Below are 15,412 nucleotides of genomic sequence, written 5' to 3' on the forward strand. Positions count from 1 at the left end.
ACAGCGCCGATGGTACTGCACCCGAAAGAGTGTGGGAGAGTAGGACACCGCCGGACACAACATAAAAAAGAATCCTCTGAGAATCACCAATGACGTTGATTCTCAGAGGATTCTTTATTTAAATTGAGCGATTCGGGGCTACGCTCGTTGCCGGGTATTCTGTACCGGTGAAGCAACGGCATCAGAGCGAGGACGGTCAGCGTAGAAGGCCGAAGAACAGCCGGTCGGCAGGCTCCGACCGCGGTAGGCCGCGGGAGAGGAACTACCGCCCCGGACAAACGGTGCAAGAGCACGAGATCCTTTCGCGCAACCCAAGGGATCTACGTCGGTCGAACAGCGAAGATCGTGAGAGATCTCCGGAAATAGACGATGACGTCACGGGGAAGGAACTCGACCGCGAAGCCGCTCGGCAGTTGACCACGCTGACTGACACCAATCGCAAATGGGTAGCCAAGCACCTGGTGATGGCCGGCCGTCTGCTGGACATCGATTCTCAGCTGGCTTTCGAGCATGCGCTGGCGGCGTCACGGCGTGGAGGGCGGCTGGCTGTCGTGCGCGAAGCCGTCGGACTGACAGCCTACGCCGCAGGCGACTATGCGGAAGCACTGCGGGAGCTCCGCACCTATCGGCGGATCAGCGGCGACCAGACCCACTTGCCGGTGATGGTCGACTGCCTGCGTGGCACGGGGAAGCCGGATAAAGCCATTGAACTCGCCCAGGAGCCCGAGGCGCAAAAACTCACTGGTCCAGCCCGTGCTGAAATGGCCATGGTACTCTCCGGGGCGTACCAAGACAGGGGCGACCTGGTCGCAGCACTTGAAGCCCTAGAAATCCCAGAGCTGGACATCAACCGGGCTTACCCGTTCAGTCCGCGGCTCTACGCAGCCTACTCGGAGCTGCTGGAAGCGCTCGGACGTGACGAACAGGCTCAGCGATGGCGTCACCAAGTCTCAGTGGCCGAAAGAGCACTGGGAACAGGAGCTTTCGAGGACCCAGAGATCCTCGACTTCGACGAGGAGGACGAAGACGAACAGCTGATGCCACGGGTCAAGGACGTGCTTCCCGTTCATGAACGGCCAGCCCAGCGCTGATGAACTCCCTCATCGACGACTACGATGGTGCACTCTTTGACCTCGACGGCGTGCTCTACGCCGGCCCGGAGGCAGTCCCGGGTGCCTGTGAGGCCATTGACGAGCTCAAACGGCGAGAAGTGCCCTGTGCCTTCGTCACCAATAACGCTTCCCGCTCCGCGGAGCAGATCGCTCACCATCTGGTCGAATTAGGCATCCCCGCCGAGCCTCAGGAAGTCTATGGCTCCGCACCGGCCGGTGTGCGCTTGATGAGCCGCTATGTGCCCGCCCCCGCAAAGGTGCTGGTGACCGGAAGCGACTCTCTGCGGGCTCTGTGCCGTCAGGCCGGCTATAGCCTCGTCACCTCTGCCGACGAAGCGCCAGAGGCTGTCATCCAGGGGTTCGAGCCCACACTCTCCTGGCTGGATCTGGCCGAGGCCTCCTACGCCATTAACCACGGAGCTAGATGGTTCGCCACCAACCTGGACCGCAGCGTACCGCGAGAACGTGGTCTCGCTCCGGCCAACGGTGCCCTGGTGGAGGCGGTCAGCTTCGCCACCGGCCAACGCCCCCAGGCAGCAGGCAAACCAGAGCCAGAGATGTTCAGCCAAGCTGCCGAGGCCTTTGAGCTGAAACGTCCACTGGTGATCGGAGATCGTCTCGACACCGACATCCTTGGCGGCAACCGTGCTGGATACAGCACCGCACTGGTCCTCACCGGTGCCACCACTGAGGCAGAAGCCCGTGCTGCTCAGGGCCGGGAGCGTCCCGACTGGCTTCTCAGCACACTCCAGGATCTCTTCAACGGCAAACATCAGAGCTTAGGATCGTCATGAACGAGCCCGGCACCGAGCAGAATCGACCGCAGACCGCAGAGAACGATGCCGCGGCAGACGCTGTGGCACTGACCGTGGAGCAGGTCGAGGAGCAGATCCGCCAGGCGGAGGCCCTGCACCGCAGCCTGAGCGAGAAGCTCAACGCCACCGCCAGAGAGTAGAGGCTATGGCGGAGAGCTCGCAAAGTACCCAGAGGCTGGATAAGACACTGGTGAACAGGGGACTGGTGCACAGCCGTACTCGGGCACATCAGCTCATCAACGCCGGGAAGGTCACGGTGGACGGCGTCGTCGCGACCAAGGTCTCAGCCAAAATCCGGGCCGGTCAGAGGCTCGCGCTCACCCAGCAGGACCCCTGGGTGAGCCGGGCAGCGTATAAGCTCATGGGCGCTCTGGACGCCTTCAGAGAGATCGACCCCTCAGGGATGAGGTGCCTGGACGCCGGCGCTTCCACCGGCGGGTTCACCCAGGTGCTGCTCAGCCGCGGTGCTAACCATGTGGTCGCCGCCGACGTCGGGCACGGACAGCTGGCTGACCAGCTGCGTCAGGATCCCAGGGTGAGCAACGTTGAAGGAGCCAACCTGCGCTACGTGGCTCCCGGTGATCTGGGCGAGCGGTTCGGACTGATCGTGGCGGACCTGTCTTTCATCTCTCTGCGTCTGGTGGTGGACTCACTGGCCCAGCAGGCGGCACCTGGGGCGGATCTGGTGCTGATGATCAAGCCGCAATTCGAGATCGGGCGCCAGCGGCTGGGAAGGTCCGGAGTGGTTACCAGTCCGGAGCTGCGCCGCGAAGCACTCGAAGGGGCGGTCGTCGCTGCAGGCCAGGCGGGGCTGAACGTCAGAGGAGTCGCCCGCTCCCCGCTGCCCGGTCAGGACGGCAACGCGGAGTTCTTTCTGTGGGCGCGATCGCCCTCTGCCGGGGAAGACGCCTATTCGGACGATAGGCTGGAGACCGTTGACCTTGACAGGATTGGACTAGAGGCTGTCGAGTTCGGCGACCCGGCCGGTTGAGTGAGAACAGCTGAAGGAGGACGGAGCATGCGAGCAGTACTCGTACTGGCCCACACCGGGCGGCGCGACGCTGTGGACGCCGCAGTCACCGTGGCCCAGAACCTCCACGCCGCAGGTCTCCGCCCGGTTCTGCTTGACAGCGACCTTGAGGCTATCACCGCAGTGGCCGGCGATCAGCTGGCAGCAGCCAACGTCGCCGTGGCTGAGCGTGAGGTCCCCCTGCCGGCGTGTGAGATCGGCATGGTGCTCGGCGGAGACGGATCCATCCTGCGTGCCGCAGACCGGGTGCGCAGCGCCGGGGTGCCACTGATGGGGATCAATCTGGGACATGTGGGGTTCCTGGCAGAGTCCGAGCACACTCAGCTGGATGAGTCGGTGCAGTGGGTCATCGATCAGAACTACACGGTTGAGGAGCGGATGACTCTCGATGTCCAAGTCTGGCAGGCTGATAAGCATCTGGGCTCCAGCTGGGCGCTGAACGAGGCCAGCATCGAAAAAGACTCCCGCCAGCGGATGATCGAACTGGTGATAGAGATCGACGGCGCCCCGGTCTCAGCGTTCGGCTGCGACGGGGTGGTCATGTCGACTCCCACCGGCTCCACCGCTTACGCTTTCTCCGCCGGTGGACCGGTGGTCTGGCCAGAGGTGCAGGCGCTGGTCATGGTGCCGATCTCAGCCCACGCACTCTTCGCCCGGCCCTTGGTGGTGGACCCCGATTCGGTGATGGGTGTTGAGCTGCTGGCCCGGGGTGAGGAACCGGGAATCCTCTGGTGCGACGGTAGCCGGTCAATGGAGCTGCCGGTGGGAGCACGCGTCGAGGTGACCCGCTCTGACCAGCCGGTTCTGCTGGCTCGCGTGCGGCAGACTCCGTTCTCCCAGCGGCTGGTGGACAAGTTCAACCTTCCCACCACCGGTTGGCGCGGCCCTGTGGAAGCCTCCGACACTCTTCCCTCCCTGGACGCCGGTGGGGAGGTGTGAGCCCGAGGTGATCGAGCATCTGAGCATCAGCGATCTGGGTGTGATCGAGCGCGCCGAGCTTGACCTGGCCCCTGGGCTCAACGTGGTGACCGGGGAGACCGGTGCGGGCAAAACCATGGTGGTCACCGCCTTCGGGCTGCTGCTGGGTGCCCGTTCGGAAGCCTCCACGGTACGTTCGGGTGCGGCAAAGGCTGCCGTCGACGCGGAGGTCCATGTGCCGGACGACCACCCGGCCCGTGCCCGTGCGGCTGAGGCCGGGGCACTTCTGGGCGAGGATGACACCGGTGACTCGCCACGCCAGGAACCGCTTCTGCTGGGCCGGGCGGTCAGCGCCAAGGGACGCAGCCGTGCCAGCCTCTCCGGACGGGCGGTACCGGTCTCAGTGCTCGGACAAGTCGGTGCAGAGCTGGTCACCGTTCACGGACAGAGCGACCAGCTTCGCCTGAAAACCGCGGCCGCCCAGCGGGCGGCCCTGGACTCCTACGCCGGTGCTGAGTTCGCCCAATTGCTTGCTGACTTCCAGGAAAAGTTCGAGACGTACCAGCGGAAGAAGGCCGAGCTGGAGGAGATCACCGTCCACGAGCTGGAGCGCCGCCGGGAGGCCGAGCATCTCCAGCAGGCGCTGGAGGCCATCGACGCTGTTGACCCGGTGCCGGGCGAGGACGCGCAGCTCAAAGCCGAATCGATGCGGCTGGAGAACATCGAGTCCCTCCGCGACGCTGCCCGAACCGCCCAGACCGCGCTCTCCGGAGGAGATGCCGCTGAGGTGATCGACGCAGGGCCCAATGCCGCAGAACTGCTGGAGGCGGCGGCGTCCTCCCTCTCGGCAGTCCTGGACCAGGATCAGGAACTCGCGGAGATCTCCAGGCAGCTCGGTGAGGTGTCCGCGCTGCTCTCCGATGCGGCATCGCAGCTGGGGGTCTACGCAGCTGGCCTGGACGAGACCGGCCCGGAGCGGCTGGCTGAGATCCACTCCCGGCGCGCAGAGATCGATAAGCTGCTGCGGCTCTACGGTCCCGAGGTTGACGATGTGCTGGCCTGGGCCTCGGCCTCCCGGGAGAGGCTGTCCACCCTGCAGTCGGACAGCGACCGGATCGAGGAGCTCGGCGCAGCGTTGCAGCAGCTGGAATCCGACCTGTGGACCTCCGCTGCCGAGCTGAGGCACCGCCGCCAGCAGGCGGGGGAGCGGCTCGGTGAGGCAGTGGCCGGGGAGCTGGCCGCCCTGGCCATGCCCCAGGCGCGCCTCGTGGTGCAGGTGGAGACCACAGACCAGCTCATCCAGTACGGCGCGGACACCGTGGAGCTTCTGCTGAGCCCGCATTCCGGCGCTGCGCCGCTGCCGCTGGGCAAAGGAGCCTCCGGCGGTGAGCTCTCCCGGGTGATGCTCGCCCTGGAGGTGGTGCTGGCTGAGCAGCAGCAGACCGGGACTTTCATCTTCGACGAGGTCGACGCCGGGGTCGGCGGGAAGGCCGCCGTGCAGATCGGCAGGCGGCTGGCCGCACTGGCTGACCACGCCCAAGTCATTGTGGTCACTCACCTTCCGCAGGTGGCCGCTTATGCGGACAACCACATCCGGGTGCACAAAACCTCCGACGCCACAGCTGGAGTCACCGCCTCCGATGTCCGGTCATTGGACCATCAGGACCGCATCGGTGAGCTGGCCCGGATGCTGGCCGGCCAGGAGGACTCCGCATCTGCCCGTGCCCACGCCGATGAACTGCTGACTGCCGCCGCAGCGGAAACGGCGGGCTCATCCTAGGCAATGCTCACACCCGTCTGGACGGTTGAAGACCTCGATGGGCGGATTCAGGAAGATGCCGCATAATCAGGTGCACACCAACTGCTCATACCAGGCAGGAGAGGTCACGATGTCACACCCGTCGAATCCTGAACAGAGATCATCACCCTCTGAGACAGATCGCGCCAGATCCTCGACTACCACAGTGTGGTCTGACGCGTTGGGAAGGGCTGGCTCGCGTGCTGCCCAGCTGCTGCTCATCACTGCGCTGCTCGCGGGCCTGATATGGCTTCTGCTGCGCGTCTCGGTGGTCGTGATCGCCTTACTCGTCGCGCTCATCCTTGCTTCGGCCGTTTATCCGGCGGTGAAGTGGCTCAAGACCAAAGGGTGGTCCAGCCTCCTGGCCACACTGACTGCGCTTTTAGGCATCGTGATTCTGGCAGGTGGTGTGGTCACCGGCGTCGTTTTCGCGGTCACCAGCCAATGGGATGAGCTGACCGCCTCCGCGGTGGAGGGCTGGGAAGAGCTGCAACAGTTCATCATGGACGGGCCGCTGCCCATCGACATGGCCACTGTTGACGCCGCATTGCAGGAAGCCGCCGAGTTCGTCACCAGTGACGCGTTCATCGGCGGAGCCATCAGCGGGATCTCCGCGGCCACTCAAGTGGTGACCGGGGTGGTGCTGATCGTCGTCGTGCTGTTCTTCTTCCTCAAGGACGGACCTAAGATATGGAACTTCACCTTACGGTGGTTCCAGGGCCGAATCCGCGCCAAGCTCGCCGAGTCCGGGGACCGGGCAGTCCAGGTGCTTGGCGGCTACGTGCGAGGCACGGCGCTGATCGCTGCCGTCGATGCGGTGTTCATCGGCATTGGCCTGGCGATTCTCGGAGTGCCTTTGGCACTGCCACTGGCCGTCATCGTGTTCGTCGGTTCTTTCCTGCCGATCATCGGAGCAACAATAGCTGGAACCCTCGCTGCCCTGGTGGCACTGGTGACCAATGGCCTTGTCGTGGCACTGATCGTGGTCGCAATCGTGGTCGCAGTCAACCAGATCGAGGGAAATCTCCTCCAGCCTGTGGTCATGGGCCGAACCCTGAGCCTGCACGCGCTCGTCGTCCTTCTCGCGCTGACAGTCGGCACTTTCGTCGGCGGCATCTTCGGGGCCATTCTTGCCGTGCCGCTCACCGCCGTGGCGTGGTCGGTCATCCAAGTGTGGACGGAGACCTACCAATCCGGCGACGACCCCGTGCTCGGGCCGGATCCGCTGGCTGACAAGGACCGTGCGGGGTCCAAAGCGAGCATGGCTGAGCGATGGAAGTACCAACGCATGCGTTACCCGCGCCTGTTGAAGGGCACCCGGCGGGCAGAGGAGGAAGGCTCCAGCGACGAGGAAAGCGAAGCCGAAACCCCGGAAGCGGAGAAGCGCTAGAGCTCGATCTCCGGACCGGTGAACCGTGCCGAGGGCCGGATGATTTTGGAGTCACGTGCCTGTTCCAGGATGTGCGCGGTCCACCCCACCACTCGGCCGACGGCAAAAGTCGCGGTGAACATCTCCGGTGGAATCCCGCACCGCTCCATGAGGACCGATGCATAGAACTCAAGATTGGTGTGCAGGGCCCGGCCGGGCTTGAGCTCGGTCAGCACCTGTTGGGCGGCCTGTTCGAACTCCAGAGCCGCCTGGACCCGGGGACCACCCAAGTCGGTGACGATCTGCTTGAGCATCTGCGACCGCGGGTCCACGGTCCGGTACACCGGATGGCCGAAACCCATGATCCGGTGACCTGCAGAGATTTCTGCTCGCAACCAGCCTTCGACGCCGCCCTCGGCACTTTCTGCCTGATCAAGAGCGTCAAGCGCCCTGGACGGGGCACCACCGTGAAGCGGGCCGGTCAGCGACCCCAGTGCGCCCGCCAGGCAGGAGGCGAGGTCGGCACCGGTCGAGGCGATGACCCGGGCGGTGAAGGTGGAGGCATTGAAGCCGTGCTCCATGGCCGCCACCAGGTAGGACGTCAGTGCCCGTTCACAGGCAGCATCAGGTGCCGCCCCCGTGATCCGATGCAGATATCGATCCACCAGACCGTCCCCTGAGGCAGGCGCGCCGGCGTCGTCGTCCTTGCTGATCCGGTGGAACGAAGCGAGCAGATCCGAGGTCAGCGCAATGAGCACATCGGCATTCTCCCGTCGCCGTTGATCGTCAAGATCGTACAGCGGCTGCATACCGAGTTCCTGGGCAATCAGCGGCAGTGCGGCCTTCAGCCCGCTCATGGCATCGAGCGAGCCTGCTGTGGAGGCTGTGGTGACTGCTTGTGTCACCTCGCGGACCAGCCCGTGGTGGTTGTGCTGGGTAGTTGCGGCGAACTGGCGCAGCGCCTCGCCCTCGGGCGGTCTCCCGTGGACAAGCAGCTGCCAGGCCTGCTCGAACGTGGCGGTCTGGGCAACGTCGATGGCCGACCGGTCCCGGTACTGGTAGTAGCCCTGGTGACCGCGAACCTGGCTGATGGCGGTCTCGGTGACAGCGACGTTGGTCAAACCCCTTGGGACATCGATCAGGGTGTCATCCATGCGCTCGGCGCTCATGGTTCGCTCCTTTTTCATCGGGCTGATACGTGGTCGATCCATGGTCTAATCATGAGCAGAAATGAATCAATGTTGATTGGATCAATGTGAACCCTGCTGATGAACCCCGCCTGCTGACCTCAGACGAGGTCGCCGGACGCCTCGGCATCAAGGTCGAGACGCTCTATGCCTATGTATCGCGTGGGCAGCTCGCTCGCGTGCGCAGCCCGGAAGGGTCTCGGTTCCGTCCGCTCGACGTCGAGGAGTTCGCCGCCAGGCGCAAGCCCAGGTCAGTGTTCCGCCGAGGGTCGGTGGCCGCCAGACCGCTGGTGATGCTCGATACAGATCTGGCGATGGTCGAAGACGATGAGCTGTATCTGCGCGGCCAGCGGGCAAGCGATCTGGTGAAGAGTCGTCCAGTCGAGCGTGTCGCGGCGTGGATCTGGTCCGGTGACTGGGAGACGGCCTTGTCACCGCCTACGGCGAAGGACCTTGCTCAGACTATGGCGTTTCTGCAGAGCCTGCCGGCCGGGGCCAGTCGTATCGACCAGCTGAACCTGTCGGCTGCTGGCCTCGGCATGAGCGACCCGTGGCGGGAGGAGATCTCGCCAGAGGCCCTGCAACGTGCTGGTGCGCGGTTTCTGCTGGGTGTGCCGCGCCTTCTGCTCGGTGGTCATCTCCCGCCGGAGGAGCATACGGTCGCAGAGGTGCTGTGGCGGGCACTTTCACCTCACCCGCCTCAGCCACAGCACATCCGCGCCCTCAATGCCGCCCTCGTGTTGACCATCGATCATGACCTGGCCATCTCCACCCTGTCGGGGCGCATCGCAGCCTCCGGGCGCGCCAGCGGCTACTCGGTGATCACCAGCGCGCTAGGCGCGTTCGCCTCTCCTCTGCACGGAAATGCCAGCGTATCCGCCGCCCTGCTGGTCCGTTCGGTGCTTGATGGGCACTCCGCCGAGCGCGCTCTCGGCGAGGCGATCAGCACAACGGGCGCACGCCTTCCAGGTTTCGGCCACTTCCTCTACGCCGACGGCGATTCGCGAGCGCGAACACTGCTGCAGTTCGTCCCCGGCCTGCCTCGTGGGTCTGAGGTTTCTGCCGCCGTCGATGCACTGACCGAGGAGGTGGCCCAACGTAGCCAGCTGAGGCCCAATGTCGACTTGGCGCTGGCTGCGGTGACCGTCGCTGGAGACATGAACGACAGCGACGGGTCTCTTCTTTTCGGACTGGGCCGCTCAGTGGGGTGGATCGCGCACGCCATCTCCGAATACGCCGAGAAACCCCTGAGGCTGCGGCCCCAAGGGCGCTATACCGGGCCATGAGTCGGGGGTGGGATGCCTTGAGATCGGTGATCTCGTGCACACGGTGCCTCATGGCAGGCCGGAGGGTGGGCCGAAGCGAGGCTTCGCTGGATAGAAATCCCTACTGTGCTGCGTCGTATTCGTCTCGGTGTTCTTGAATGTCATCCATGTGATCTTGTGCCCAGGTTCTGAGCTGGCGGGTGGTCTGGTACAGAGAGAGGCCGAGGTCGGTGAGCTCATAGTCCACGGTGACCGGCACTGTGGGGGTCACCGTGCGGGTGATCAGGCCGTCACGCTCCAAGGAGCGCAGCGTCTGGGTGAGCATCTTCTGGCTGACCCCGGCGAGCTGACGAGCCAGTTCTGAGTAGCGCATCGAGGTGGCCACATCGGGGTGGCCTGTGCCGTCACCTCCGAGCGCGCACAGGACCAGCACGACCCATCTGTCCGAGAGCCTGTCAAGCAGCCGGCGGCTCGGGCATACCGCCAGAAACGCGTTGTACTCGGTCTTCGCCTGGGCCCGTTTCCGGGCCGCGCTCATCGTGGCCATGACCATCACCTTTCGACTGGACGGGGGTAACGCACCTCAAAGTGCCTACTTCCCCTAGGAGAGTTGCTCTCCAATGCTGATTCATGGGCGCTCAGAACGCCACCCTTTAATCGGCATCATGAAAGGCAACACGATGAGTACTGTTTCTTCCCCGCTTCCCGGCGGCACCTGGACCCTGGGTGATCAGACGGTGACCCGTTTCGGATACGGGGCCATGCAGCTCGCGGGTCCCTGGGCATGGGGCGCCGGCTGACCACAGCGCAGCGATCGCGGTGCTGCGAGAAGCAGCCGAGCAAGGCATCACCCACATAGACACCAGTGATGCCTACGGGCCCCTCATCACGAAGCAACTGTTCCGAGAAGCACTGCACCCCTACCCGGAGTCTGTGTTCATCGCCACCAAGGTCGGCGCGACCCGTGACGCCGAAGGTGGCTGGCCCACGGCCCGTCGGCCAGAGGATCTGCGCCAGCAGGTTCACCAGAACCTCGAATCCCTGGGGGTGGAGACTGTCGATCTGGTGAACATGCGCATGGGCGTCGCCGCCGGCCCTGGCATGGCTGCTGCAGCGTTCCCCGAACATCCGCTGATCTCCGGCACCTCGAAAGTGGCGCATCTGCGGGACAACATCAGAGGTGCGGGCATCTCGATGTCAGCTCAGGACGTGGCCGAGCTGGACGCCCTTGAACAGAACATCACCGCCACTGTCTCGTGAAGCCAGTGCAAGAGCGTGGACACTCTGGGAGGCTCTGAACGGCTAAAGGGCGTCATGTGCTGAGATCAGCCTCTTCTTGTCGTGGACGGGGGATCGGCGTAGTGTCAGTGAGGTGAAACGTTTCTTTGATTCCATTCGAAGCCTTGGCTTTCGCCGTGGCCCGCGGCGTCTTCTCGGGGGTATCGCGGGAGGCATCGCCGAGGGGTTGGGCATCAACGTGTGGCTGACTCGGCTCCTGGTCCTCCTGTCCTTCCTGCTCCCGGTGGTCGGCGTGGGACTCTACTTTCTGGTCTGGGCTCTCACACCGTGGCAGGACGAAAGCATCCCACTGGAACGGGCTCTGAGCAGCCCACGTTAGGTGCCGGTAGAGGCCTGCCGGTGCCCCTCTTTGAGTCTTATGCCGTTGGTGCCGGGGTCCTGACGTTTCTGCCTCTGGGCGTACCGGCGCGTGCGGAAGGTTTCGTGTACTGAGCAGTGATCGGTCTGGTTCAGGACCTCGACGCATCTCCGTGGGCTCTAATGATGGTCAGTGGAGGTGCGGATATGGGCGCGTTGGCCCTGCCGTCCGACGAGGCTGAGGTATTCGACCGGCCCGGAGCTGGTGGCTCCGAACCAGTGTGGGGTGCGGGTGTCGAACTCGGCTGCTTCACCTGTCTGTAAGAGCAGGTCTTGGTCGCCGAGGACCAGGCGCAGGGTGCCGTTGAGGACGTAGGCCCAGTCGTATCCTTCGTGGGAGCGAAGGTCGGGAACGTCGTCGTCTTTGCCTGCTGGGAGGACGAATTTGTAGGCCTGGATGCCTCCGGGGCGGCGGGTGAGCGGGATGATGACTGATCCGTCCGTGCATGACATGGGGCGCAGATCGATGCGGGGGTTGGCGGTGCGGGGCGCATCCACCAGAGAGTCGATGGTGACTCCGTAGTAGCGCGCCAGGGGCAGAAGCTGTTCCAGGGTGGGCCGGCGCAGTCCCGCCTCCAGCCGGGACAAAGTGCTGGTGGAGATCCCCGTTGCTTCGGCGAGGGTGGTCAGGGTGACATCGCGGCGCAGCCGCAGGTTCTTGAGCCGGGGTCCGAGAGAGTCGAGAGTCTGGTCTGTGGGATCGTCCATGGCTACTACTTTGCCATTTGGCAAGAATATTTGCCAGTTACTCGTGGTGGAGGTGATCCTGGTTCAGATATCAGTGAATGACAGGAGGGCAGCGTCATGAGAACAGCGCAGGGCGAACATGTCTGGGAGGTGACGATCATCGGCGGTGGTTCCGCCGGGCTGAGTGCGGCACTGACGCTCGCCCGAGCACGCCGCAGTGTGATCGTGATCGACGCGGGGCAGCCGAGGAACGCCCCCGCCTCCGCGGCGCACGGGCTTCTGGGCCAGGAAGGCGTCAACCCGCTCCAGCTTCTGGAAAAGGGCCGTGAGGAGGCCGCTTCTTAGGGTGCAGTAATCGTTGAGGCGACCATCGTGGAGGCATCGGGCTCGGCGGAGGATGGCTTCGCCCTGCTTCTGGATGACGGCTCCACGATCCGGGCTGGACAGTTGCTCATCGCCACCGGGGTGCACGATGAGCTTCCTGCGGTCCCCGGGCTAGCGCAACGTTGGGGTCAGGACGTGGTGCATTGCCCGTACTGCCACGGGTGGGAGATCCGTGATCAGCGGATCGGGCTGCTGGCGACCGGCCCGATGTCGGCGATGCAGGCGCTGCTGTTCCACCAGTGGAGCGAGCACATGTGGTTCTTCGACAACGGCATGGAGTTTCCTGCCGAGCAGCTGGAGAAGCTGCGCGCTGTAGGTATTACTTCCGTTTCGGGCGAGGTCAGTGGCATCGACGTTGTCGAGGATCGGCTGGCAGCAGTGTTCACACATGACGGGATACGGATCGAACTGGAAGCCCTTGCTGTTCCCGCTCTCACCCATGCGCGTCTGGACGGGCTCGAGGGTCTGGGTGCGGAAATGGCTGAGAACGCGATGGGGACCACAGTGGTCGCCGATGCGGCTGGGCACACCTCGGTGCCTGGGGTGTGGGCGGCAGGCAATGTGGTCAACCCCGGGATGCAGGTCAGCGAGTCCGCGGCGAACGGGGCGCGGGTGGCGATGACGATCAATACTGAGTTGGTCTTCGCCCGGGCCGAGCAGGCCGTCGCGAAAACAGACGCGGGGGAGGAGAGGTAGTGCACCAGTTCGACAAGACCTACTGGGAAGACCACTGGGCACCTGCGACGGCAGGCCAAGGACAGAAACTGCCCGTCAACCCCTACCTCCCAGCCGAGACCATTGACCTTCCGATAGGAACCGCGCTGGATGCAGGCTGCGGGGCTGGGACCGAGGCGCTGTGGCTGGCAGAGCGGGGCTGGCAGGTGACCGGTGCCGATATCTCTGCGACAGCACTGACGACCGCGCAGGCCCGCACCGCAGATGCCGGAATAGCTGGCCGGATCGAGTGGGTTGAAGCGGATCTGGCCCGCTGGCAGCCGAAGCGGCAGTGGGACCTAGTGATCACCAACTACGCCCACCCCGAGACCGGCCAGCTCGCGCTCTACCAGCGGATCGCGTCCTGGGTGGTCCCCGGCGGCTCCCTCCTGATCGTCGGGCACCTCCACGGAGACGAGCATCGTGGCCACGCTCACCCCGAGGGCGCCACAGCGACCCTCGCAGAGATCACGGACTTGTTCCCCGCCCCGAACTGGCGCATCGAAACCAGCTGCGAGAACACCCGCACCGTCCACCCCGGCGGCCGGGCGGTTCAGCTGCGTGACGTCATCGTCCGGGTCCACCGGCTGACCTGACCCTTCCCTCCACTGTCCCTCAATGTGCCGAGACGCTCCTCGACGCTGTCTCAGCCTGCCCCGCAGCGGCCAGGCAGAGCCGACCCTGAAAGGAACCTCGCCCTTATGGCCTCCACCTCGCCGGCGGCGACAGCAGACACCGCGCCCGTCATCGACGACCCCCGGCGCAGACGCGCGATCCTCTGGGCGGTCTGTATCGCGCTGATGGCCGTGGTCGCCTCAGTTTCAGGGCTCAACGTCGCCCAGCCACAGCTGGCCACGACGTTCGACGCCTCCCAAGGGCAGGTGCTGTGGATCATCAACACCTACACCCTCACCCTCGCAGCCCTGCTGCTGCCCCTGGGTGCGGCGGGCGACCGGCTCGGGCGTAAGCCCGTGCTGACCGCAGGGCTTGCGGTCTTCGGCCTCGCGAACATCGCCGCCGCCATCGCACCCACCGCCGAGATCATGCTCACAGCACGCCTGCTCAGCGGCATCGGGGCGGCGATGATCATGCCGGTCACCCTGTCGGTGATCACTTCATCGTTCCCCGACAAAGAACGTTCCAAGGCGATCGGCATGTGGACCGCGGTCGCCGGTGGCGGCGGCATCCTCGGGATGTACCTCTCGGCTCTGCTGGTCGATCTCGTGACCTGGCGGTGGCTGTTCGCGTTGCCGATCGCGCTGACGCTGGCCTCGGTCCTGATCAGCGTCTCATCGGTCCCGAACTCCCGCGAGCCATCGCCGGGGCGGTTCGATCTACTCGGTGCGTTGACCTCGATCATCGCCGCCGTGGGATTCACCTACGCCCTGCACGAAGCACCATCACTCGGCTGGACTGACCCGGTGGTTCTAGTCCCGCTCATCGCGGCAGTGAACGCCACGATCGTGTTCGTGCTGTGGGAACTGCGCACCCCGTTCCCGCTGCTGGACATCAGGCACTTCCGCACCCGTGGCCTGTCTTCCGGCACCACGCTGCTGCTGGTCCTGTTCGGTGTTCAGGGCGGAGTCTCCCTGGTCCTCTACCCCTTCTTCCAAGTCGTCCTCGGCTGGAGCGGACTACTGGCCACCCTTGGATTGATGCCGATGGCACTGCTGATGATGCTCGCCTCCGGACTCGCACCCCGCCTGGCCGCACGAATCGATGCCCGCGCCTCCATGGTCACCGGGCTCAGCATCGCCACCGGAGGGCTGGCGCTGATGGCTTCTCTCGTCTCAGCCTCCGGCGGATACCTCAGCGTCCTGCCCGGGCTGATCGCCATGGGCCTCGGTGCCGGGTTGGCGATGACCCCCTCGACCGAGGCCATCACTTCCTCCCTGCCGCGAGAACAGCAGGGCGTGGCCTCCGCGCTGAACGACCTCACCCGCGAACTCGGCGCAGCACTGGGCATCGCGCTGCTGGGCGGACTGCTCGTGGCCGGATACCAGAGTGCCATCTCCAGTCGTCTCACCGGGGTGCCAGCGGATTTGGCGGACACTGCCAGCGAGGGCATCGCCAATGCCACCGCCGTCAGCCTCGAGGCCGGCGAGCACGCCGAGCAGATCCTCACCGCTGCGCAGGATGCGTTCATCGCCGGTTGGCAGCACGCCATGTGGGCCGGTGTGGCGGTTATGGCTGTGCTCGTGCTCTTCATCATTCTTCGCGGTCCCAAGGCATCATCAGCCTCCATCTCCAGCGACAAGAATCCCCTGCCATGACAACCTCAGAAACAGCTCCTCTGCGTCTGCTGAGACCGGCAAAGAGCCAAGAGACCACACAGCACGCTGGAACGGAGCGCGAACATGTCGACACCACCAACGTCGCTCAGCTCGCCGAACGCGCAGAAGTCTAAGGAGCCAGCCCAGCTACCGGCCCGACTGGACTGTACGCGAGGGTAGATCAGAAACGGGGGCGCAATGACA

The 15,412-nt window shown here is 64.8% G+C and carries 18 protein-coding genes; 15 read left to right on the forward strand and 3 right to left on the reverse strand.

Annotated features, from left to right (window positions below; genetic code table 11):
* Window positions 1-413 precede the first annotated feature (413 nt).
* From DVO78_RS11000 to DVO78_RS11025, 7 genes are all read left to right on the forward strand, one after another.
* Complete coding sequence (locus DVO78_RS11000; protein WP_120004958.1) at window positions 414-1,091, forward strand: tetratricopeptide repeat protein; 678 nt, start codon at window positions 414-416, stop codon at window positions 1,089-1,091.
* Window positions 1,091-1,906: an HAD-IIA family hydrolase gene (locus DVO78_RS11005; protein ID WP_120004959.1), complete on the forward strand. Its 816-nt coding sequence runs from the start codon at window positions 1,091-1,093 to the stop codon at window positions 1,904-1,906. The genes DVO78_RS11000 and DVO78_RS11005 overlap by 1 nt, the downstream gene beginning before the upstream one ends.
* Window positions 1,903-2,067: a hypothetical protein gene (locus DVO78_RS17560; protein WP_157983997.1), complete on the forward strand. Its 165-nt coding sequence runs from the start codon at window positions 1,903-1,905 to the stop codon at window positions 2,065-2,067. Before DVO78_RS11005 ends, DVO78_RS17560 begins: the two co-directional genes overlap by 4 nt.
* 5 nt (window positions 2,068-2,072) lie before the next feature.
* The gene (locus DVO78_RS11010) at window positions 2,073-2,918 is read left to right on the forward strand and encodes a TlyA family RNA methyltransferase (protein ID WP_120004960.1); all 846 of its coding nucleotides are present in this window, start codon (window positions 2,073-2,075) and stop codon (window positions 2,916-2,918) included.
* A gap of 27 nt (window positions 2,919-2,945) precedes the next feature.
* Window positions 2,946-3,896: an NAD kinase gene (locus DVO78_RS11015; protein ID WP_120004961.1), complete on the forward strand. Its 951-nt coding sequence runs from the start codon at window positions 2,946-2,948 to the stop codon at window positions 3,894-3,896.
* A gap of 7 nt (window positions 3,897-3,903) precedes the next feature.
* Window positions 3,904-5,655 carry a DNA repair protein RecN gene (gene recN / locus DVO78_RS11020; protein WP_120004962.1) on the forward strand — a complete coding sequence of 584 codons (1,752 nt, stop codon included), beginning with the start codon at window positions 3,904-3,906 and terminating at the stop codon, window positions 5,653-5,655.
* A gap of 184 nt (window positions 5,656-5,839) precedes the next feature.
* Complete coding sequence (locus DVO78_RS11025; RefSeq protein WP_238385262.1) at window positions 5,840-7,063, forward strand: AI-2E family transporter; 1,224 nt, start codon at window positions 5,840-5,842, stop codon at window positions 7,061-7,063.
* On the opposite strand, the gene DVO78_RS11030 is transcribed toward DVO78_RS11025, so the two are convergent.
* Window positions 7,060-8,211, reverse strand: coding sequence for a citrate/2-methylcitrate synthase (locus DVO78_RS11030; RefSeq protein WP_120004963.1), 1,152 nt, complete (start codon window positions 8,209-8,211; stop codon window positions 7,060-7,062). The genes DVO78_RS11025 and DVO78_RS11030 overlap by 4 nt on opposite strands.
* 86 nt (window positions 8,212-8,297) lie before the next feature.
* Between DVO78_RS11030 and DVO78_RS11035 the strand changes: the two genes are divergently transcribed.
* Window positions 8,298-9,515 (forward strand): citrate synthase, encoded by a 1,218-nt coding sequence (locus tag DVO78_RS11035; protein WP_120004964.1) that lies wholly within the window; start codon window positions 8,298-8,300, stop codon window positions 9,513-9,515.
* A 100-nt stretch (window positions 9,516-9,615) separates the two neighbouring features.
* Here DVO78_RS11035 and DVO78_RS11040 read toward each other — a convergent pair whose 3' ends face one another.
* Window positions 9,616-10,041: a winged helix-turn-helix transcriptional regulator gene (locus tag DVO78_RS11040; protein WP_120004965.1), complete on the reverse strand. Its 426-nt coding sequence runs from the start codon at window positions 10,039-10,041 to the stop codon at window positions 9,616-9,618.
* A gap of 272 nt (window positions 10,042-10,313) precedes the next feature.
* On the opposite strand from DVO78_RS11040, the gene DVO78_RS11045 reads away from it, so the two are divergent.
* Both DVO78_RS11045 and DVO78_RS11050 read left to right on the forward strand, forming a co-directional pair.
* Window positions 10,314-10,754, forward strand: a complete 441-nt coding sequence (locus tag DVO78_RS11045) for an aldo/keto reductase (RefSeq protein ID WP_238385263.1) — start codon at window positions 10,314-10,316, stop codon at window positions 10,752-10,754.
* A 112-nt stretch (window positions 10,755-10,866) separates the two neighbouring features.
* On the forward strand, window positions 10,867-11,112 hold the full coding sequence (locus tag DVO78_RS11050) for a PspC domain-containing protein (RefSeq protein ID WP_120004966.1): 246 nt from the start codon (window positions 10,867-10,869) through the stop codon (window positions 11,110-11,112).
* A gap of 158 nt (window positions 11,113-11,270) precedes the next feature.
* Here the strand turns inward: DVO78_RS11050 and DVO78_RS11055 are convergent, their stop codons facing one another.
* On the reverse strand, window positions 11,271-11,858 hold the full coding sequence (locus tag DVO78_RS11055; protein ID WP_120004967.1) for a helix-turn-helix domain-containing protein: 588 nt from the start codon (window positions 11,856-11,858) through the stop codon (window positions 11,271-11,273).
* 96 nt (window positions 11,859-11,954) lie between these two features.
* On the opposite strand from DVO78_RS11055, the gene DVO78_RS17760 reads away from it, so the two are divergent.
* From DVO78_RS17760 to DVO78_RS17565, 5 genes are all read left to right on the forward strand, one after another.
* Window positions 11,955-12,182: an FAD-dependent oxidoreductase gene (locus tag DVO78_RS17760; RefSeq protein ID WP_202912168.1), complete on the forward strand. Its 228-nt coding sequence runs from the start codon at window positions 11,955-11,957 to the stop codon at window positions 12,180-12,182.
* A 27-nt stretch (window positions 12,183-12,209) separates the two neighbouring features.
* Window positions 12,210-12,917 carry an NAD(P)/FAD-dependent oxidoreductase gene (locus DVO78_RS11060; RefSeq protein ID WP_202912169.1) on the forward strand — a complete coding sequence of 236 codons (708 nt, stop codon included), beginning with the start codon at window positions 12,210-12,212 and terminating at the stop codon, window positions 12,915-12,917.
* On the forward strand, window positions 12,917-13,531 hold the full coding sequence (locus tag DVO78_RS11065) for a class I SAM-dependent methyltransferase (protein WP_120004968.1): 615 nt from the start codon (window positions 12,917-12,919) through the stop codon (window positions 13,529-13,531). The genes DVO78_RS11060 and DVO78_RS11065 overlap by 1 nt, the downstream gene beginning before the upstream one ends.
* 105 nt (window positions 13,532-13,636) lie before the next feature.
* Window positions 13,637-15,208, forward strand: a complete 1,572-nt coding sequence (locus DVO78_RS11070; RefSeq protein ID WP_120004969.1) for an MFS transporter — start codon at window positions 13,637-13,639, stop codon at window positions 15,206-15,208.
* Window positions 15,205-15,342: a hypothetical protein gene (locus DVO78_RS17565; protein ID WP_157983998.1), complete on the forward strand. Its 138-nt coding sequence runs from the start codon at window positions 15,205-15,207 to the stop codon at window positions 15,340-15,342. The genes DVO78_RS11070 and DVO78_RS17565 overlap by 4 nt, the downstream gene beginning before the upstream one ends.
* Window positions 15,343-15,412: the final 70 nt, after the last annotated feature.

The organism is Nesterenkonia muleiensis, assembly GCF_003600155.1.
Lineage (GTDB): Bacteria > Actinomycetota > Actinomycetes > Actinomycetales > Micrococcaceae > Nesterenkonia > Nesterenkonia muleiensis.